The following is a 19876-nucleotide window of genomic DNA, read 5'->3' on the forward strand; positions in this document are numbered from 1 at the left end:
GCGCGTACTACCGCTCGAGTATGCGAGTTTCGATCCCCGGCTTCAGGGGCCTCTACTACGATACCGATGCGGAATCGCCCGCCGTGACCGTCGCTCTCACTGCGGCCGGTCGACGAGCACCGAAACCACAGGGGTACGCCGTACAGCTGCTGCCGTACCTCTGGTCGTTCGACGTCGACCTGCGCGAGGTGCCCAACGATCACCCGATCCAGTATCTCCACCCGGAGGGTGCACGGAGTCTGGGCGAACTCCCCGCCGAGCAGGGGATCCGGCAGGCCGGCGCCGAACTCGAGTCCGTCCTGCAGTTCGTCTGGGCGGTCAACGACGAGGTCGAGTCCGCGGCCGGCAAACTCGTCGGCGAGAAACGCACGAACGACGGCGTCACCGTCGAGATCACCGACGGGAGCGTCGGCGTCGACGGCTCGGAACTCGAGACCGACGAGTTCGACATCGGCGACGAATCCGGTTCGGCAGGCTCGAGCACCGAGACGACCATCGAGATCGAAGAGGGCCCGATCGACGAGTCACCGGACGCAGAAGAGCCGGAGTCCGGCGAGTTCGACACTGACGACGAGCCGGAGTCCGACGAGTTCGACAGCACGGACGACTTCCAGCCCGACGAACGCTAACACTCGTCCGGAGGCCGCTGTTTTTGACCGTGCCGCTCCTACGGCAGGTATGCGAATCGTTACGACGCTTCCCTCGGCGACCGAACTCGTCGCCGCGCTCGGCCTCGAGCCGGTCGGCCTCTCCCACGAGTGCGACTATCCGCCCGGCGTCGAGTCGATCCCCTCGATTACGCGCTCGCGCGTCGACGCCGACGCCTCGAGCGGCGAGATCGATCGTCAGGTCCTCGAGATCGGCGAAACCGACGACGGCGTCTACGAGGTCGACGTCGAGCTCCTGGACGACCTCGAGCCCGACCTGATCGTCACGCAGGCCATGTGCGACGTCTGCGCGGTCGACGAGGCCGTCGTCGCGGACGCGCTCGAGCGCATCGACGCGGATCCCGACGTCCTGACCGTCGATCCTCACACCGTCGAGGACGTGCTCACCGACCTCGAGCGCGTCGGTCGCGCGACCGGCCTGGAGGAGCGCGCCAGCGACGTTCGTTCCGACCTCGAGGATCGAATCAGCGAGGTGCGTCGCACCTCGAGCAGTCGGACACAGTCCGACGATGCTGCCGTAGAGAGCCGGACGGCCGAGATCGACGACCGCGACCGGCCTCGAGTCGCGATCTTCGACTGGACGGATCCCGTCATGATCGCGGGCCACTGGACGGCCGAACTCGTCGACTGGGCCGGCGGGGAGTACGGGCTGGCCGACGTCGGCGAGCGCTCGCGGCCCAGGGAGTGGGAGGAAATCCGCGAGTACGATCCCGAACTCGTGATCGTCGCCCCCTGCGGATTCGACCTCGAGCAGACCGCTGCTAATCGAACCGACCTCACCGAGCGCGAGGGGTGGGACGACCTCGCGGCGGTCCGGAACGACCGGGTCTGGGCGATAGACGGCCACCACTATCTCAACCGACCCGGGCCGCGACTCGTGGACACGCTCGAGGCGCTCGCCCCGATCGTCCAGCCGGAACTGTTCGACGGCCCGCCGGAGTCGGTGGCGGTGCCGTTCGACGACCTCGAGGCGCTCGAGTCGGACGGTCACGAGCCGACCGAGTCGCGAGCCGATCCGGCACCGTAGCCGTGCTGGTCCTTCCACCCGAGATTCGGAACGCGATCGTACGCCGTGCTCGAGAGGGACGTCCACGGGAGATCTGCGGGGTCTTCGGCGGCAAGTACGAGAAGACGGGCCGGAGTATCGTTCGCTCGCAGTATCCGGCCGAAAACGTCGCCGAGACCCCCCGGACGCGGTACCGGATTGACCCCGAGGAACAGCTCGAGATCTTCGAGCGACTCGAGGATCGCGGCGAGGAGATCGTCGGCTTCTACCACTCCCACCCGCGCGGGCCGCCGCGACCGAGCAAGACCGATGCGGCCAGCGCGACCTGGCCGGATCGCTCCTACCTGATCGTCTCGCTCGAACCGTTCGAGATCGGTTCCTGGCGCTGGCGCGCCTCCGACGACGGCGACGGCCGATTCGAGCGAGAAGACGTCGTGCTCGAATGATCGTTTGACCCGTTGCCGGTATTTCGACAGCTATCCGACGCTGCTCCAGTTCGCCCTCGTCTTCCTCCGGAGCGGTGCGCTCGCGTCCGCAATCCGGCATCTCGTTCAGCCGTCACTTGTCGATTCGAACGCCCTTCCGTGACGAGGGCCGCGTCGCCGGATCCATCCACGTCTGAGCAGTATGTTCTTGTACCGTGACTTTCCAGCTAGTCTATGGAAACGATAGGAACGGTCCTGTTCGTCGGCGTCTCGATCGGTATCGGCTACTCGTTTCTCCGGTGGTACTGGAACGGCGACGAGAGACTCAACAGCGAGTGGTTCGGCTGACCCGCCGGCCGAGCCACTTGGTGTAGCCGGTTAGGAGTCGGACGACTCCTCCAGTTCGTCGGCCTTCTGTCTCGCCTTCGCCGCCTCCTCGCCGAACTCGGTGATCTCGTCCTCGAGTTTACTCCCGACGAGGTACTTGAAATCGTCCGGCATCAATCCGCGCTGGACGTCGACCGTGACCATCGCGTCACAGCCCTCGACGATCTCGGGCGCCCACTTCCCCTCCGCGAGCTTCGATTCGTCGGTGACGACGGCCTCGCCGTCTTCGACGTCGATGAAGGCGGTCACGGTGTTCCAGATCTGCGGGTTGCTCGTCGTCGCCTCGTCGAAGAGGCCCTCGAGTCGGGACTCCCTGACTGGTTCGTCCCGCAGTTCGATAACCAGGTCCGTGAGCGCGTCGGCGATCGTTTCGTACTCCGCAGCCCTCTCGCGAAGCTCCTCCGGATCCGGTTCGTCGTCTCGAACTCCCATTAGCGACTCCCCTCCGTTGCGGTTGCGTCGACGGTCATGGACGATGGTAGCCGCCTCGGCACTGTAAACGTACGCTTCCATCTCCTACCGGCCGTCGATCCCTCAGTCAGCGAGGACGTCAGGCACCCACTTCCGGTTCGGATCCTCGGTCTCGTCCATCCAGTCGACCAGCCGGTTTCGCATCTCTCCGCGAGCGTCCTCGTAGCCGGGGTGATCGATCAGGTTCTGCAGTTCGGCCGGATCGTTCTCGAGATCGTACAGTTCGTCGATATCCGGGCCGTTGTAGACGTACTTGTAGCGCTTCGTGCGAACCATCCGCTGCGTGTAGAGGCCGAACTCGTCGCCGTGGTACTGCGCGAAGGTGGAGTCGGGCCGCTCCACGGACGCGTCGCCGTCGTTCTCGAGCAGCGGGAGGAGGCTCCGCGAATCGAACGAGTCCGGAACGTCGACGTCGCCCATCTCGAGGAACGTCGCCGCCAGATCGTGCAGGTGAACGGGGGCCTCACAGACCGATCCCGGTTCGACGACGCCGGGCCAGCGCACCTGCAGCGGGATGTGGTAGGTGTCGTCGTACATCAGCGGCCCCTTGTTGAACTGGCGGTGGGCGCCGACGAAGTCGCCGTGATCCGAGGCGTGGACGACGGCGGTCTCCTCGGCAAGGCCGTGTTCCTCGAGGGCCTCGAGCACCCGCTCGAGTTGATCGTCGATCATCGTCACGAACCCCCAGTACTTCGCGATTGCCTCGGCCCAGGTCTCCCAGTCGAAGTCGGCGACGCCCCGATAGTGAAGGAAGTTCTCGTGGACCTGTGGCTTCCCGTCGTAGGTCTCGGCGTAACTCTCGGGGCGCTCGACGTCGCCGGGGTCGTACATCGAGGCGTAGGGCTCGGGCACGACGTAGGGGTGGTGCGGGCCGTAGAAGTCGGCCCGGTGGAAGAACGGATCGTCCCGTTCGCCCGTCGCGTGGGCCTCGATCGCGTCGATCGTCCGCTCGGCGAGGAAGTACGCCCGCGTGTCCTCGACGTCGACGGGCGTCGTCGCGGCGACGAACGTCCCCTCTTCCCTGCCGCCGCGAGTGTAGATCTCGTCCTCGAGGTCGGTCTCCTCGACCGGCGTTCCTCGCTCCTCTCGGTACTCGCGGAACGCCTCGTCGATGTCGTCGTGGTGTTTGTCGCTGCCTCCGAGATAGGAGAAGCCGAAGTCCTCGGGCGTCTGGTCGTCCCCGACGTGCCACTTCCCAGTGTAAGTGAGTTCGTAGCCCGACTCGGCGAGCGCTTCGGAGAAGGTCGGCAGCTCCGTGGGGAGGTTCGACTGAATCGCGTCGGCCTCGTGGCTGTTGTTCAGCATGCCGTGGCCGTGGGGGAACCGGCCAGTAAGCAGGGATGCACGGGCGCTCGTACAGATGCTGATCGGCGTGAACGCCTGCTCGAAGCGCATCCCGTCGCTCGAGAGCCGATCCATCGTCTCGGTCTCGACCGGCGGACCGTCTGGCGCGGAACAATCGTAGCGTTCCTGATCGGTGAGGATGAGCAATACGTTCGGACGATCGTCTGCGTCAGCCATCGGCCGACGTACGGCAGGGTCGCAGTTAACGCTGCTCCTGGCAGTCGGTCGATCCGACAGGCGGAGCAGGCCGAGGCGGTTCACGCACGAAAACCACATCGTTCAAGAGCTACCTGTTCGACGTCTTCCACGTGCCGATCGCGTACTGCAGCGAGTGCGACTGGGAACGCCGGATCGACGACGAAGCGAGCGCCGAACTCAATCAGGCGATGATCGACCACTACGTCGAGACTGGACACTCGGTCGAACAACGAGCGGAGAGCGACGAGCGACGGGTGGACCGCGAACCGGAGCTGTAGGCGTTCTCTCGCCCCGTTCGAGCGGACCGCTTCCCAGACGGGAATCCGATTCGCTGTTCCAACCCGCCGTAACCGCGCTATACCAACCAGTAGACGTGGGATAACTACTATCGGAAGCGGACTGTTCTGGTCTATGTGGCCCTGGGGCCATTTCGGCGTCGCGTACATCCTGTATTCGCTGTACTCTCGCGGACGGTTTCGACGACCGCCGCGTCCGGGACCAGCGCTGGCAGTGGCAATCGGCTCGCAGTTCCCAGATCTGATCGACAAACCGCTCGCCTGGTGGCTCGGCGTTCTTCCGAGCGGCCGATCGCTCGCTCACTCGTTGCTGTTCGCGGCGGGACTGATCGTCGTCGTGTACGCCATCGGATTCGCCCTCGACCGAGTCGAAACGGCCACCGCGTTCGTTATCGCACACCTGTCTCACCTCGTGGCCGATCTTTCGCCACGGGTAGTTCTCGGATATCCGTTCGGCAGCGAGTTTCTGTTCTGGCCGTTCCTTCCGTACCAGGAGTTCGGGTACGCCGAGCGGGTTTTCGAGCCGCCTGCAGTCGTCGAACTGCTCGTGACACCGTTTACCGACCCGCTTACGTTCTTCGTATTCGAGTTCGCGCTGTTCGGATTGGCTCTCGGACTCTGGTACGCCGACGGCTGTCCGGGGATCCAGTACGTTCGCTCCCGGCAGTGAGTCTGGAAAACTCGGTTCGTCCGTCGACGGAAACGGTGACCGGTCGGACGAGCGCGCTCGGTCTCGAGACGAACCCGGTCCGACTACCGTTACGAGAAGTCCTCGAACGTCGGCCGCTCGCGGTCGCCGGGGAAGTCGTCGACGGCGGTCTGGACCTGCTCGCCCGATTCCATGTCTTTGATCGTCACCTCGTCGTTCTCGAGGTCCTGCTCGCCGACGATGACGACCGTCTCGGCGTTGATCGAGTCGGCGTAGTTCAACTGCGAGCCGAACGAGCGGCCAGCGACGTCCGTCTCGACGACGTGTCCGCGATCGCGCAGTTCGCGCGTGATTCGAGCGGCCTCGGCGCGTGTGTCGCCGACCTGGAGCACGTAGTAGTCCGTCGTCACTTCCTCCTCGGGCCAGACGCCCGCCCGCTGCATCAGGAGCGGCAGCGTCGCGTGGCCGGGGGCGACGCCGACCGCGGGGGTCGGCTGGCCGCCGAAGCTCTCGATGAGGTCGTCGTAGCGGCCGCCGCCGAAGATCGATCGGGAGACCTCGCCGGCGGAGTCGAAGCACTCGAAGACGACGCCCGTGTAGTAGTCCAGTCCCCGCGCCGTCTCGAGCGAGATCGTACAGTGCTCTCGAGCGCCGAAGTCCTCGGCGGCCGCGAGCACGTTCTGGAGGTTCTCGACGGCCGCGGTGACACGTTCAGTGTTGGCGAAGGATTCGACGGCCTCGAGGTCGCCGGCGGCGACGAGGTCGTCGAACTCGGCCGCCTGATCGTACGTGAGGCCGGCCTCGAACAGCAGGTCGTGGTACTCGGCCTGTGAGATCTTGTCCGATTTGTCGACCGCACGGATGGCCTCGTCGACGTCGACGTCCCCCTCGTAGGTCTCGAGGACGCCCCCCAGAATATCGCGGTGGGAAATTCGGAACTCGAAGTGGTCGCCGGTCAGGCCGAGTCCCGTCATCGCGTCCGCGGCCCACGCGAGGATCTCGGCGTCGGCCTCGGGCTCGGAAGAGCCGAAGATGTCGACGTTGGTCTGGTAGAACTCCCGCTGGCGGCCCTGCTGGACCTGTTCGTAGCGCCAGAACGGACGCGTCGAGAACCACTTGATCGGCTTCGAAAGCTCCTGTTGTTTCGCCACGACCATCCGGGCGACCGTCGGGGTGAGTTCAGGGGTCAGCGTGACGTGGCGACCGCCCTGATCCTCGAAGGCGTACAGTTCTTCGACGATCTCGTCGCCGCTCTTGTCGGTCCACATCTCGGCGCGCTCTAAGGCCGGCGTTCCGATCTCGCGGAAGCCGTACTGGCGGGCGGTGTCCTCCAGGACGTCGATGGTCGCCCGTCTGGCGGCCATCTCGCCGGGGTAGAAGTCACGAAAGCCCTTGATCCCGTCGTACATACGACACCGTTCGGCGACGGCGGACTTCTAACCTTTCGTTTGACGATACGCCAGCTATCGCACGGAACGACTCGTTCGCAAACTCTACCTCGGCGCACTTTCGACGGACAGCCTCGAGACGACTTTCGCTGGTTGAACCGGTGTTCCCGTTCTCAGGAGTATGAATTTATTCGGAACTCGTGGTACTGGCCGTATGTTCACACTGGATCGAAACGCCGAGGTGGAACTCCGCGGTCAAGACGGCGACAGCGAGTGGCGAGAACTGGCCTCGGCGATCGCGTTCTGCGAACTCACCGGCGTCGTCCCCGGCCTCATCACTGCAGACGCGAGAGAGAACTGGTATCCGACGCTCGAGAAACCACCGCGAACACCTCCGGACTGGGCGTTTCCTCCCGTCTGGACCGTGTTGTTCGCCGCGATGGGGGTTGCGTGGCACCTGATCCGGAGAGCGCGAACCGGGGATACGGCCCGAAAACGGCGAGCCGAAGGACTGTTTCTCCTCCAGTTGGCTCTGAACGCGCTCTGGACGCTCGTCTTCTTCGGCCGACGGTCGACCTTCGGCGGTCTTGTCGTCATCGCGCTGCTTGGTCCAGCGATCGCGTTGACGCTCGCGGCGTTCGCCCGGGTCGATCGCCGCGCGGCGCTGTTGCTCGTCCCGTACCTGCTCTGGGTCGCGTTCGCGACGACGATCAACTACAGAATCTGGAAACGCAACCGGTGACGAACGCCCGCCCGTCGGTCACCGGACGTCGGTCACGTACGTCTGCTCGTGGTCCGGGAAGAGGTCCCCGACGGCCGCCGGACCGTCTTCCTCGGCGATGAGCGTCCGTAGCTCTGCCTCGTAGTCCGCCCGATCGATCGCCTCGCTCGGGCCGACGGTCACCTCGAGGTGGGACTCGACGAGCCGATCCACTGCGGTCCGGCCGAAGCCGGACAGCGGCGCGATGTAGTCGACGTCGTGGCGATCCTCGAGGCTCTGGGCCTGCGCCCGGGAGACGGTCGGGACGCGGTCGTCCCGGCGGGTTCCGTCGGCGATCGCGTCGAACCCCCGCTCGGCGAGTTCCTCGAGTGCGTGCAGGTGGACGTGCTGGATCCCGTTTCGGGGGAAGCCGTCCTCGCGGATGATCTCGACCGCTTCGTCGGCCACGTCGGGGTCGAGTTCGAGCCGTTCGAACTCGAAACCAGCCGTCTCGGCGGTTTTGCGGGCGTGTTTCCAGTCGTCGCTGATGCCGAACTGGGCCGTCGTCAGCGTGACGTCGTAGAACTCCTCGAGCAAGAGCGCTGCGAGCGTCGAATCCTTCCCCCCGCTGTAGAGCAGTCCGAGCTCCATTACCGGCGCTTGATATCGAAGCTCTTCGAGTCGGGCTTGAGTTCCTGGAGGAGCTGTTTCATCTTCTCGTCGTCGATCTTGCCCTGGATGCGGCCGCTCCGGGCCAGCGCGACGACCTGTTGCTCGACCTGTTCGCCGAACTGCTGTTTGCTCATCTTGACGGTGTTGAGCCGCTTTCGCGCGTCGTCGGTCAGATGCTGCCGGAGCACCGCCTGTTTCTGCGCTTCGGCCTGCTGCTGGGCGGCTTCCTGGGCACCCTCGTCGCCCTGCGATTCGGCACGATCCTGGAGCTGCTCCATTTTCTTCTGTCGAAGCTCCTCGAGTTTCTCTTCGTCTGGTGAACCACTCATAGCTATACTCTCTCTTTGCTTGGGAACGGGGAAAATGATTACGGACGACGGCAGCGACGCCACTGGTGCGGTGTGCGCCGCGAAAACGAGCTTCCGGTCTGCGTCTTACGCGTAGCGCTCGAGTTCCGGCCGATCGAGCTCCTCGAGAACGTTGCCGGCGGTGTCGTCGAGCAGACTCTGTCCCTCGGGGGTGATGCGACGGCCCTCACCCTCGGCGGTCTCGACGAGGTCCTCCTCTTCGAGCTGCTGGAGGATCGTCCGGATCACGTTTCGCGAGCCGTCGGTCCGCTGGTCGGGCGCGACGCGGTAGCGGTTCGAGCCACTCTTGCCGCCGCCGTACTCGGTCGAGAGTCGTTCGACACCGATGGGGCCGCGGTCGGAAACCTTCCGCAGGAGGCTCGCGGCGCGAGTCGCCCAGAAGTCCTCCTGTTCGGGTGGCAGTTCGCGGTCGACGCCAGTCTTGCTGAACTGACTCCAGTCCGGTTCGTCGAGTCGGCCGTCGAGGTCCTCGGCGAGTGCCTCGATGAGGTCGTCCGCCGGAACGTCATACATCGTAGCCATTGGCGTTGGGTTTCCTTCCGCGGCATTTAAGACCATCGTTGTTCCCCGAGCTCGCCCCCGTGGGCGGGTCTTCGGCCGGTCGCGGTTCGGGTCGTTTTTCGTCGTGGGGGGTGAAACGGTCGGTATGGACGAACGCGCCGCCCTGGCGCTGTTGGAGGGTGAACTCGAGCCCGTCGGTGACGATGCCGCCGTCGTCGACGGACTCGTCGTGACGACTGATATGCTCCACGAACGGACGGACTTTCCGGCGGGGACGACCCGCTACACGGCCGGGTGGCGCTCCGTCGCCGCCTCGCTGTCGGACGTGGCTGCCATGGGTGCCGATGCGACGGCGGCGGTCGCTGCCTACGCCGCACCCGAGTTCGTGGAGGAGGAACTGCTCGCGTTCGTTCGCGGCGCGACGGACGTCTGTGAACTCGTCGACGCGGAGTACGTCGGCGGGGACCTCGACGGACACGACGAGTTTACCGTCGCGACGACCGCGATCGGTCACACTGACGACCCCGTTCCCCGCAGCGGTGCACGACCCGGGGACCGGGTCTGCGTCACCGGGACGCTCGGCCGGAGTGGGGCGGCGCTCCGGTACTTCGACCGAGCCGCTGACGGCGACCAGGCGGCCCTCGAGCGCGCGAACGCGCTCTTTCAGTTCGAGCCTCGCGTCGCGGCCGGCAGCGCACTCGCACCGCACGCGAGCGCGATGATGGACTCCAGCGACGGTCTCGCCCGCTCGCTGCACCAGCTCGGCGAGGCGAGCGGTTGCGGGTTCGCGGTCGACGCCGATCCGATCCCGATCGACGACGCGGTCCGTGCGGTCACCGACACCGACGACGAGGCGCTCGAGGTCGGAACGACGTTCGGCGAGGACTTCGAACTCGTGGTCACGATCCCCGACGCAGAACTCGAGGCGGCTCGCGAAGCGACCGACGTCCCCCTCTCGGTGATCGGCTCCGTCGTCGACGCCGAGGAAGGGATTACGCTCGACGGGACACGACTCGAGGACCGCGGCTACACGCACGGGGAGGGAACGTAACCGTCGCGGCGGAACCGAGTGACCGGTCACCCGACGATGGCGATCGGTACCGGCATGAAACAGAGGATGCCCAGTCCGAACGTGACGACGCCGAGCAGGAACCGGCCGGTGCCGAGTCGCTCGTCGTGGATCGGCCGCGCCGGGCCGACCGACGCGAGCACCGCGGTGAAGATTCCCCAGAACACCCAGATGAACACCGAGTTGCCGCTGTAGCCGCTCACGTAGTAGAGGTAGGCGGCGAGCGCGAACAGCATGCCCGGAACGAGCGCCGCGATGGTCTCCTGGAGGTCGCCAGCCATCGCCCGGAGGATGTGTCCGCCGTCGAGCTGGCCGACGGGGATCAGGTTGAGGAAGGTGACGAACATCCCGACCCAGCCGCCGATAACGACCGGGTTGACCGCCGTCGCCGGATCGTCCCTGTACAGCGGCTGATCGAACGCGAGGGCGAGCCACTCGAGCAACAGCGGGTAGCCGAGTTCGATCTGGATCGCGTTGGGGTCGGCGACGACGTCGTCCGGGGCGACGACGGGGGGCAGGTGTAGCCCGACGATCGTCACGACGACCGTCGCAACCAGTCCTGCCAGCGGCCCGGCGACGCCGATGTCGAACAGGGCCCTCCGGTCGGGCATTCGGCCTTTCATTTTGATCACCGCGCCCATGGTCCCGATGAGCGTCGGCACGGGAATGAAGTAAGGCAGCGAGGCGTCGACCCCGTGGTACCGGCTCAACACGTAGTGGCCCATTTCGTGAACCCCGAGGACGCCGAGAATCGCGACCATGAACGGCCAGGCCTGCCACATCGCCAGCGGGTCCGCGAAGGGATCGATGTGGTACCACATCGACCCGGCGAACAGCGTCGAGACGACCGTCGCGAGCAACAGGAGGATGTTCGTCCAGGGAACGCCGTCGACACCGATGGTAGTCGGCTCGGCGACGAGGACGTACTCTCCGTGTCGTTGCGCCAGTTCGACGTCGTAGCCCGCCTCGCGAAACACCGGCCACAGCTCCTGGAGCAGCGGCTGGTGGGCGGCCAGCGGATCTCCGTAGTACAGGATCTGGTCGTCCTCGACTCGGACTTCGTAAACGGCGAACACCGACTCGATGCGTTCGAGCGGCGGTCCGTTCTCGAGCGATGCCGCCTCGTCGGCGGTCGCACGGAATCCGGACGAATCGACGTCGTCCATCATCCGTGTTCATCAGCCGCTCGTATAAATCGCCTTCCTTCCCGGCGACTGCTGTTCGCGGTCGAGAACGGTCGTCTTCGAGTCGGTGCTGAGCGAACTGAGTTGGGGAGTTGCGTGCCCGAAGTGGAGCGAGCAACGGGCACGCACGAGACAACTGCGGGTACGGTGGTACCGTAATTGGCTGTGGTGGTCGGTAGCGATGCGTCGATCAGGGGGATCGGACCGCACCGGATGGCGTCGATGACGCGCCGGCGCGGGTGAGTGGATCGGCTGTGATCCGGGATGGGCAGTGGTGTGTGTTATGTCGATGGTTCGACAGCTACGCGGGGGCGACGCGCCAGGTGGTCGCGCTCGTGTACGACCACTTCTCGATCTCGAGGTCGGTCGCGGACTCCGAGAGCTTGACCATCAGCGCGCCGATTTCTTTCGGGGACATGCCGACATCGTCTGCAATGAACTTCCCTTTGAAGTACAGCTCTCCGTCTTCTGCGCGTTCGCGCAGGTAGCTTTTCAGGCGGTGTTCTTTGCTTTCCGTGGAGGGTTGGGCTGTCGTGCTCATCGACATCAACCGCTTGTGGCGAGGATATGTTATAAAGAAAGGATGGTTAGCGGCGTTTCGATTGCGTTCATCACTTCGCGGAATAATCGTCTTTTCATCGGCCTCCGACGGATGTTTTACAAGCGGCTAAAATCGCTCGAGACGTTTTATAGGCGGACCTAACTTATTATATCTCTCTATAGTTGTTAGTGAAGAATTACTATCTCTGTCTAGTATTGTTTCGGGTGTGCTTGCAATGGCAGGTACAAAACGCTAGTACTGTTATCGAACTCCGAACTGTGTCCGCCACTGTCCCGATCTTACCTACAATTGTAGGAGAAACCTTTATTAACTCTCGTGAACCCAGAACTCGTCCTCGACGGTTACTTCCTTCTTGAACAGCGGTACTTCGTCCTTCAGCCGGTTGATTCCGTCCTCGACGGTCCGAAACGCTTCCTCCCGGTGTCCCGCGAGTACGACGACGAAAACGATATCCTCGCCGTCCGCGACGATACCCGTGCGGTGGTAGAGTTCGACGTCGAGTACGCCGTCGCGGGCCTCGAGATCCGCCTCGAGGGCGGCCATTCGTCGATCGGCGACCCCCTCGTACTTCTCGAACTCGAGGTACTCCGTGCGCGCGTCGTCGGGATCGTCCTTCGCGCGGACGCGGCCGGTAAACGTCGCGATCGCTCCCGCGCGGTCGGCACGGGGAGATCGTTTGACTCGCGCGACCAGCGAGCCGAGCGTCTCGTAGGCCTCCGAGGACTCGAGTGCCGTCACGAGTTCGTCCTCGTCGAGGTCGCCGGGACCCGAGACGGTCGCGATCACCTCCTCGCGCTCGTCGACCGAATCGCCGACGGCGAGCATCGGATACTGCAGTCCGGAGACGCCGACGACGACCGCGTAGTCGCAGTCGGTCGCCAGCGCGTCCAGCGCGTCAGTAACTGACATCCCGGTCCCCGAGGCGGTCCAGTCACCGTCGGCACCGAGTCCGTAGGTGACGTCGCCGCCGAGCGTGAGCGATTCGTGCGTGCCGTCCGCGATCGTCGCGTCGTACCGGACGACGCCGACGCGGCCCTCGCGAGAGAGTCGGTCGACGGCGCGATCGACGACGCGCTCGAACGTGGTACGGCTCTCGCCGCCGTTCAGACAGCCGAGTACGTACATGTCGGACGATTGGTTCGGTCGTGGTTTGTAGCTGTCGGCGTCGGTGGGTTCGGACTTTGTTCCTGCGGCGCGAACGATCGCGTATGTCCCGTCGAATCGGCTTTACGGGCGACGTCATGCTCGGACGGGTCGTCGACGATCGCCAGCGGCGCCGTCCCGTCGATGCGGTGTGGGGAACCGTCCTCGAGCGACTTCGCGGGCTGGATGGACTGATAATCAACCTCGAGTGCGTACTCTCGACGCGCGGCCAGCAGTGGCAGCGGACCCACCGACCGTTTCACTTCCGCGCGGATCCCGACTGGGCGGTGCCCGCGCTCGAGCGCGCCGGCGTCGACGTCTGCGCGCTCGCGAACAATCACGTCCTCGACTACGAGGAGGTGGCGCTGGGCGATACCCTCGAGCATCTGGACGAGGCGGGAATCGCACGGACGGGCGCAGGCGAGACGCTCGACGAAGCGCTCGAGCCGGCGGCCGTCTCGATCGACGGCCTCGAGGTCGCGGTGGTCTCGTTTACCGACAACACTCCCGAGTACGCGGCCGACGCGGAGTCGCCGGGAACCGCCTGGATCGCAATCGACGAGTCGCGAGGCGACTCGAGCAGTCGGACGCGGTCCGACGACGACGTCGAAAACGAGACGACCAGGCGACGGGTCCGGGACGCGCTCGAGCGCGCACGCGAGTCGGATCCCGACCTGCTCGTCGCCTCGCTGCACTGGGGACCGAACATGGTCGAGGAACCGCCCGAGGCGTTTCGAGAGTTCGGTCGCTGGCTGGTCGAAGAGGGCGTCGACGTCGTCCACGGTCACAGCGCCCACGTTTTCCACGGGATCGAGGTGCACGAAGGGAGTCCGATCATCTACGACGCGGGGGATTTCGTCGACGACTACGCGGTCGACCGTCGGTTGCGCAACGACCGGAGTTTCCTGTTCGTGCTCTCGGTGACGGACGCGGGCGACCCGACCGAACTGCGCCTGCATCCGATCGAGATCGACAACTGTGCGGTCCACGAGGCGAGCCCCGACGCGGCCGAGTGGTCCCGGGACCGAATGCGGGAGCTGTCGGCAGCGTTCGGAACCGAGTTCGACCGGGAGGGCGACGCGCTCGTCCTCTCGCTCGACGAATAGACCGTTCGTTCGACGGACGAGCGGTACGCCGTCACAGTCGCCACCCAGTTGGCAATCCTTAAGATAGCAACCCCGTTACACCGGGTTAGAATGAAAGTGGTCGTTTCTATCGGCGGGAGCGTACTCGTCCCCGAACTCGGGACCGATCGGGTTGCCGAACACGCCGCGGTCGTCGAGAACCTCATCGGGGACGGTTGCGGGATCGGAGTCGTCGTCGGGGGCGGCGGCGTCGCCCGCGAGTACATCGGCGCCGCTCGGGATCTGGGGGCGAACGAGATCGAACTCGACAAGCTGGGGATCGACGTCACCCGGCTCAACGCACGACTCCTCATCGCCGCGCTCGGCGAGGGCGCCGTAACCGCACCGGCGGAGGACTACGAAGAGGCCGGCGAGGCGCTCCGACGGGGGGACGTCTCCGTCATGGGTGGCGTCGCGCCGGCACAGACGACGGACGCCGTCGGCGCCGCGCTCGCGGAGTACGTCGACGCCGACCTCCTCGTCTACGCGACGAGCGTTCCCGGGGTCTACAGCGACGACCCGAACGAGGTCGACGAAGCGACGAAGTACGACCAACTCCCCGCGGCGGACCTCGTCGACGTGATCGCCGGCCTCGAGATGAACGCCGGCGCGTCGGCACCGGTGGATCTGCTGGCGGCCAAGATCATCGAACGATCGGGGATGCGAACGATCGTCCTCGACGGCACCGACCCCGAACGGATCTCCCGTGCGATCCGCCACGGCGACCACGAGGGAACGGACGTCATCCCGGACGGTGTCGGCGAGGAGCCGACCTACTGGGCGAGCGACGAACAATGAGCACCGACGAAGACGACGCGAACGAGCCGGGCGGGCCGGACGCCGAGAGCCCCTACACCCTCCAGCGAGAGGACGGCGACGAGGCTCGCCACGTCTTCTGGGCCGATGCGGTTGCCGACCGCGTAGCGGAACGGGAGCCGGACGAACCGATCGTTATCAAGGGCGGCATCTCGCCCTCGGGCGTCCCGCACCTGGGGAACGTCAACGAGGTCATGCGCGGCTACTACGTCGCGGAGGTACTCCGCGAGCGCGGCCACGAGGTCCGCCAGGTCTTCACCGCCGACGACCGCGACCCGCTTCGAAAGCTGCCCCGCACGCTCTGTGATCTCGAGGGGAATCTCGTCGACCTCGGAGAGGTGAACGCGGGCGCGCTCGGGCGGAATCTCGGAACGCCCTACACAGACGTTCCGGACCCCTTTGGCTGCTGTGACTCCTACGGCGACCACTTCTCGACGATCATCCAGGACAGCGCGGACGCCGTCGACGTCCCGATCGAGATGGTGTCGACCACCGAACTCTACGAAACTGGTGAGCTCGACGACGTCACGCGTCACGTGCTCGCGAACCAGGACCGCGCACGAGAGGTGCTCTCCGAGTACCAGGACAAAGTCGACGAGGACTACGTCCCGTTCAACCCGATCTGCGAGGAGTGCGGGAAGGTGACCGAGACGGTCACGGGCGTGGACTTAGAGAGCGACCCCGCGACCGTCGACTACCGCTGTACCGACATGGACGCCGGCGACCAGACTATCGAGGGCTGTGGCCACGAGGGGACGGCCACGATCCGCGAGGGGAAGATGCCCTGGCGCTTCGAGTGGCCCGGCCAGTGGCAGACGCTTGGCGTCGACTTCGAACCGTTCGGCAAGGACCACGCGGAAGGATCGTGGCCGAGCGGCCAGGACGTCGCGCGCAACGTCCTCGAGATCGAGCCGCCGGTGCCGATGGTCTACGAGTGGTTCACGCTCGAGGGCGAACCGTTCTCCTCCTCGGCGGGGAACGTCATCCTCGTCTCGGACGTCCTCGAACTGCTCGAGCCCGAGGTGTTGCGATACTTCTTCGCGAAGGATCCCTCGCGCGCTCGAGACTTCAGCATCGAACGGCTCGACCAGCTGGTCGACGAGTTCGACCGCTTCGAGGCGATCTACTTCGGCGAAATCGAGGGGAGCGAGGACGAGAAGGCGTTCGCGGAGCGAGTCTATCCGCTGGTCGTCGACGGGGCGGCTACTGCCGCCGGTCCAGAGCGCGCGGACGAACCGCGCGAGGAGCGCATCCGCCTGCCGTACACCTTCGCCGCCGTCCTCGGCATGACCGACGATCCCGACCTGCGCGAGGAGATCGCCCGCCGTGAGGGCCACGTACCGGACGACGCGCCGGAGTGGGCCGTCGAAGGGGCGCTCGACCGGGTCGAACAGGCCCGCAACTGGGCCCGACGGACCGAAAACGAGTTCGACTACGAACTGAAGCGCAGCGAGATCCCGGACCACGAGTTCGACGACGCGACGGAGGCCGCGCTCGCGGAACTGGCCGACTTCGTCGAGGAGGGACACGATCCCGACGAGATCCAGGGTGAGATCTACGAGACGGCCAGGCGTCACGACGTCGACGTCGGGGAGTTCTTCAGCGCCGGCTACCGGCTGTTCTTCGACGAGGAGCAGGGACCGAAGCTCGGGCCGTTCCTCGGAAAGGTCGACCGGGAGTTCGTCGTCGCGCGGCTTCGCCGAGAACGCTGAGCGCGGCCGACCGTTCCCGGCAACAAAAACCATTTGACAGCGCCACCCGGAGTTAGTGTAGATGCACTACGGCTCTCCCGCTCTCGTCTCGGTGCCGGAGCTCTTCGGTTCGTCGACGCTGACGTGGGTACTCATCGGGATCGCGGTCTACTGGTTTGCGATCATTTCGCTTCGAAACGCCGGCCTGCTCCCCAGCTACATCGGGACGCAGGGGCCCATCCTGACGTTCCACACGAAGCGCGGTCGGGAGTTCCTCGACTGGCTCGCGACGCCCAAGCGCTTCTGGCGTGCCTGGGCCAACCTCGGCATCGGTATCGCCATCGTCGTGATGGTCGCGATGTTCGTCTTTTTGCTCTTCGCGGCGATCGCCGCCCTCTCCTCGCCACAGCCGACGTCGTCGGTCCAGCAGCCGCGCAACGTGTTGATCATCCCCGGCGTCAACGACTTCCTGCCGCTCTCGGCGACGCCCGGGATCGTCTTCGGGCTGCTCGTCGGCCTCGTCGTCCACGAGGGTGGCCACGGACTGCTCTGTCGCGTCGAAGACATCGACATCGAGTCGATGGGGGTCGCGATGCTCGCGATCCTCCCGATCGGCGCGTTCGTCGAACCCGACCAGGAGAGCAGCAAGGACGCTTCCCGCGGCGGCCAGACCCGGATGTTCGCCGCCGGCGTTACGAACAACTTCGCGATCACGATCATCGCGTTCGCGCTCCTTTTCGGGCCGATCGCAGGCGCGATCGCCGTCGCCCCCGGCGCCGCCGTCGGCGGGGTCGCCCCCGACTCGCCGGCCGCCGAGGCAGGTATCGAGCCGAACGATCGCATCACGGCGATCAACGGCGAGGAGATCGAGGACAACGACCACTTCCTCGAGCAACTCGAGGCGGCCGACGACGAAGCGATCGAGGTCGAACGAAACGGCGAGCAAACGGTCTCCGTCCAGCGGTCGCTCGTAGTGACGGCCGCCATCTCGGACAACCCGGGAGAGCTCGACACCGGTGACTCGATCTTCGCCGTCGACGGCCAGTCGGTCGCGACCGAGGACGAACTGCTCGAGGCCGTCGGTGACGACGAGATCGCGACGCTGACGATCGGCGCGGACGGCGAGACCACGGAACGGGACGTCCCGATCGGTGCGGCGGTCGAGATCGCCGAGGGCGGACCGTTCGCCGATGCCGGTGCACCGGTCGGCGAGACGTTCGTCGTCACCGAGTTCGACGGCGAGCGCACCTCGTCACAGGAGGCGCTTCAGGATCGTATCGGAACGACCGACCCCGGTGACGAGATCACCGTCGCCGGCTATCTCGACGGCGAACGCGTCGAGTACGAACTCACTCTCGGCGACCGGAGCCAGGTAACCGGTGGCGGCAGTGCCGGATACCACCCGATCTCGGGCATCTCCGGGATCTCCGCGGACGCCCTCGGCGTCCAGTACTATCCCGCGGAGGCGTACCTGACCGCGCTCGGCGGTGATGGAGACACCGACCTCGGTCCGCTCGCCGACTCGTTCCTCGGGAAGATCGGCTTCGCGCTGTTCCTCCCGCTCGCCGGTATCCTCGAGGTGCTCCCGTACAACTTCGCGGGCTTCGCCGGCGGTATCGAGAACTTCTACCAGGTGGAGGGGCCGCTCTCGGTCTTCGGCGACTGGACGATCTTCATGGCCGCTAACCTGCTGTTCTGGACCGGCTGGATCAACGTCCAGCTCGGCTTCTTCAACTGCATCCCGGCGTTCCCGCTCGACGGCGGGCACATCCTCCGGACGAGTACGGAGGCGATCGTCTCGCGGCTGCCGATCGACGCGACTCGCGGCATGGTCCGGGTCGTGACGACGACCGTCGGCCTGGCGATGCTCGCCAGCTTCGTGCTGATGCTGTTCGGCCCGCAGTTGTTGAACTGAGCCGTCGACGGACGATTTTCTCGGACACACGGCAATCGACCTTCAGCGAAATCGGGTCCTTCAGGCGTGACTCTCGTCCGAAACAACTGGTAGGTAGCTCTACGAACCGATCGTCAGGACTTCTATCAGGCACCGGTAACTTCCGCCGAGTGGTGCTGAACAAGTTGCGTGTGTTCGGCACGTCACGAGGTGTCGAAGTGGGTTGTCAGATCAGTTCGACCTCCGTCGTATCCTTTCGTGGTGGATATTTACCCTCAGAGGGGCACAGTTCGGACGATGGCTACTGAAGCGACGTTTACGGTTCCATCCGATCAGTTTCCCCTGGGAACCGTGTTCGAGCAACTGCCGGATGCGAAGGTTACTCTAGAGCGAATTATCCCGTCTCGGGACGTGGTAGTGCCCTACTTCTGGGTGCGAGGGAGTGATGTCGACAGTATCGAGGAGAAGTTTACTGACCATCCGGGAGTGAAAGACATCCGCCTCGTTGACTCCGTCGCTGACGAGTATCTGTTGCGTGTCGAGTGGACGCTGGATTATTCCGGTGTTCTAAGCACGCTAGTGGAGACGGGGATTCCACTCGTCAAAGCCGTTGGTACGAAGCAGCAGTGGACGTTCGAAGTGCGCGGCGACGACCGAAGCGATATCGCGGCCTTCCAGCAACGCTGTCGGGAGCTAGACGTTCCAATCACGCTGACGAAGCTGCACGCGCTCACACCGGTCGAAACGGAGACCGAGGCGGCACTGACCGATACCCAACAAGAGGCGCTGGTGCTCGCTTACGATTGGGGCTACTTCGAGACCCCACGTGAGGTAACGATGGACGAGCTCGGTACCGAACTCGGCATCTCACAGCAGGCCGTCGCGTCCCGACTCCGGCGCGGGATTAACCACATCCTCGGGAGTACGCTTCCCGAAACGGAGCGTCCAAACCGATAGGTGCTTAAAAAGGGTTTTGTATAAACCAAGATACGCTGATGATGCTGGCCGTCCGCAATAGACGTATATGCCTGACGGGGAGAGCGAACGCACGCTTGCCGAATGTCTCGCCTGCGGTTCCGCCTATGCGGCTACAAGATGGACCGACGGGACGATTCAACCGATTGGAACGAAAAATGGCTGTCAGTGTGGGTCGACGGAGTTTCGAATCGTCGAAGACCCGCCTATTACCGCTCTTCGAGAGGAGTAAGTCGACTGACCACTGCTGCTCGTTCAGTACGTAGCGCGACTGCGCGACTGACTCATTTCAAACGCCGTTACGATAGGTTCTGGACGGATTGCACTCGTCGCGTTAGTATCGTT

The 19876-nt window shown here is 65.0% G+C and carries 21 protein-coding genes; 12 read left to right on the forward strand and 9 right to left on the reverse strand.

Going from position 1 to position 19876, the window contains the following annotated elements; all coding sequences use genetic code 11:
* Positions 1–20 precede the first annotated feature (20 nt).
* The 3 genes from CV102_RS11025 to CV102_RS11035 are packed head-to-tail and all read left to right on the forward strand — an operon-like array spanning position 21 to position 2120.
* Positions 21–629: a hypothetical protein gene (locus CV102_RS11025; protein WP_148858059.1), complete on the forward strand. Its 609-nt coding sequence runs from the start codon at positions 21–23 to the stop codon at positions 627–629.
* Positions 630–678: 49 nt separating this feature from the next.
* A complete protein-coding gene (locus CV102_RS11030) occupies positions 679–1695 on the forward strand; it encodes an ABC transporter substrate-binding protein (protein WP_148858060.1) in 1017 nt (338 codons plus the stop codon).
* A 2-nt stretch (positions 1696–1697) separates the two neighbouring features.
* Complete coding sequence (locus CV102_RS11035) at positions 1698–2120, forward strand: desampylase (RefSeq protein WP_148858061.1); 423 nt, start codon at positions 1698–1700, stop codon at positions 2118–2120.
* Between the two features lie 357 nt (positions 2121–2477).
* Here the strand turns inward: CV102_RS11035 and CV102_RS11040 are convergent, their stop codons facing one another.
* Both CV102_RS11040 and CV102_RS11045 read right to left on the reverse strand, forming a co-directional pair.
* Entirely contained in the window at positions 2478–2918 is a 441-nt protein-coding gene (locus CV102_RS11040) for a hypothetical protein (protein ID WP_148858062.1), read from the reverse strand.
* A gap of 102 nt (positions 2919–3020) precedes the next feature.
* Positions 3021–4478: a sulfatase-like hydrolase/transferase gene (locus CV102_RS11045; RefSeq protein ID WP_148858063.1), complete on the reverse strand. Its 1458-nt coding sequence runs from the start codon at positions 4476–4478 to the stop codon at positions 3021–3023.
* A 131-nt stretch (positions 4479–4609) separates the two neighbouring features.
* Here CV102_RS11045 and CV102_RS25935 point away from each other — a divergent pair, with 131 nt between their 5' ends.
* Positions 4610–4777: a hypothetical protein gene (locus CV102_RS25935; RefSeq protein ID WP_187432940.1), complete on the forward strand. Its 168-nt coding sequence runs from the start codon at positions 4610–4612 to the stop codon at positions 4775–4777.
* Positions 4778–4910: 133 nt separating this feature from the next.
* Positions 4911–5465 carry a metal-dependent hydrolase gene (locus CV102_RS11050; protein WP_148858064.1) on the forward strand — a complete coding sequence of 185 codons (555 nt, stop codon included), beginning with the start codon at positions 4911–4913 and terminating at the stop codon, positions 5463–5465.
* An 89-nt stretch (positions 5466–5554) separates the two neighbouring features.
* On the opposite strand, the gene hisS is transcribed toward CV102_RS11050, so the two are convergent.
* A complete protein-coding gene (gene hisS, locus CV102_RS11055; RefSeq protein ID WP_148858065.1) occupies positions 5555–6853 on the reverse strand; it encodes a histidine--tRNA ligase in 1299 nt (432 codons plus the stop codon).
* 193 nt (positions 6854–7046) lie between these two features.
* Between hisS and CV102_RS11060 the strand changes: the two genes are divergently transcribed.
* A complete protein-coding gene (locus tag CV102_RS11060; protein ID WP_148858066.1) occupies positions 7047–7574 on the forward strand; it encodes a TspO/MBR family protein in 528 nt (175 codons plus the stop codon).
* An 18-nt stretch (positions 7575–7592) separates the two neighbouring features.
* Here the strand turns inward: CV102_RS11060 and CV102_RS11065 are convergent, their stop codons facing one another.
* From CV102_RS11065 to CV102_RS11075, 3 genes are all read right to left on the reverse strand, one after another.
* Positions 7593–8183 (reverse strand): DUF7411 family protein, encoded by a 591-nt coding sequence (locus tag CV102_RS11065; RefSeq protein ID WP_148858067.1) that lies wholly within the window; start codon positions 8181–8183, stop codon positions 7593–7595.
* The gene (locus CV102_RS11070; RefSeq protein ID WP_148858068.1) at positions 8183–8533 is read right to left on the reverse strand and encodes a DNA-binding protein; all 351 of its coding nucleotides are present in this window, start codon (positions 8531–8533) and stop codon (positions 8183–8185) included. The genes CV102_RS11065 and CV102_RS11070 overlap by 1 nt, the downstream gene beginning before the upstream one ends.
* 105 nt (positions 8534–8638) lie before the next feature.
* A complete protein-coding gene (locus tag CV102_RS11075) occupies positions 8639–9094 on the reverse strand; it encodes a 30S ribosomal protein S19e (protein ID WP_148858069.1) in 456 nt (151 codons plus the stop codon).
* Positions 9095–9218: 124 nt separating this feature from the next.
* Here CV102_RS11075 and thiL point away from each other — a divergent pair, with 124 nt between their 5' ends.
* Positions 9219–10124 carry a thiamine-phosphate kinase gene (gene thiL / locus CV102_RS11080; RefSeq protein ID WP_148858070.1) on the forward strand — a complete coding sequence of 302 codons (906 nt, stop codon included), beginning with the start codon at positions 9219–9221 and terminating at the stop codon, positions 10122–10124.
* Between the two features lie 26 nt (positions 10125–10150).
* Here the strand turns inward: thiL and CV102_RS11085 are convergent, their stop codons facing one another.
* The 3 genes from CV102_RS11085 to CV102_RS11095 all read right to left on the reverse strand — a co-directional run bounded on the left by CV102_RS11085 (position 10151) and on the right by CV102_RS11095 (position 13013).
* The gene (locus CV102_RS11085; protein WP_148858071.1) at positions 10151–11308 is read right to left on the reverse strand and encodes a site-2 protease family protein; all 1158 of its coding nucleotides are present in this window, start codon (positions 11306–11308) and stop codon (positions 10151–10153) included.
* Between the two features lie 319 nt (positions 11309–11627).
* Positions 11628–11873, reverse strand: coding sequence for a DUF7123 family protein (locus CV102_RS11090; protein ID WP_148858072.1), 246 nt, complete (start codon positions 11871–11873; stop codon positions 11628–11630).
* A gap of 321 nt (positions 11874–12194) precedes the next feature.
* Complete coding sequence (locus tag CV102_RS11095) at positions 12195–13013, reverse strand: molybdopterin synthase (RefSeq protein WP_148858073.1); 819 nt, start codon at positions 13011–13013, stop codon at positions 12195–12197.
* Between the two features lie 83 nt (positions 13014–13096).
* Here CV102_RS11095 and CV102_RS11100 point away from each other — a divergent pair, with 83 nt between their 5' ends.
* The 5 genes from CV102_RS11100 to CV102_RS11120 all read left to right on the forward strand — a co-directional run bounded on the left by CV102_RS11100 (position 13097) and on the right by CV102_RS11120 (position 19513).
* Complete coding sequence (locus CV102_RS11100) at positions 13097–14137, forward strand: CapA family protein (protein ID WP_148858074.1); 1041 nt, start codon at positions 13097–13099, stop codon at positions 14135–14137.
* Positions 14138–14227: 90 nt separating this feature from the next.
* Positions 14228–14953: a UMP kinase gene (gene pyrH / locus CV102_RS11105; protein WP_148858075.1), complete on the forward strand. Its 726-nt coding sequence runs from the start codon at positions 14228–14230 to the stop codon at positions 14951–14953.
* Positions 14950–16683 (forward strand): lysine--tRNA ligase, encoded by a 1734-nt coding sequence (gene lysS, locus CV102_RS11110; protein ID WP_148858076.1) that lies wholly within the window; start codon positions 14950–14952, stop codon positions 16681–16683. Before pyrH ends, lysS begins: the two co-directional genes overlap by 4 nt.
* Positions 16684–16744: 61 nt before the next feature.
* Positions 16745–18577 carry a site-2 protease family protein gene (locus CV102_RS11115; protein ID WP_148858077.1) on the forward strand — a complete coding sequence of 611 codons (1833 nt, stop codon included), beginning with the start codon at positions 16745–16747 and terminating at the stop codon, positions 18575–18577.
* A gap of 276 nt (positions 18578–18853) precedes the next feature.
* A complete protein-coding gene (locus CV102_RS11120) occupies positions 18854–19513 on the forward strand; it encodes a helix-turn-helix domain-containing protein (RefSeq protein WP_148858078.1) in 660 nt (219 codons plus the stop codon).
* Positions 19514–19876 lie beyond the last annotated feature (363 nt).

This window comes from Natronococcus pandeyae, assembly GCF_008122205.1.
Taxonomy (GTDB): Archaea; Halobacteriota; Halobacteria; order Halobacteriales; family Natrialbaceae; genus Natronococcus; species Natronococcus pandeyae.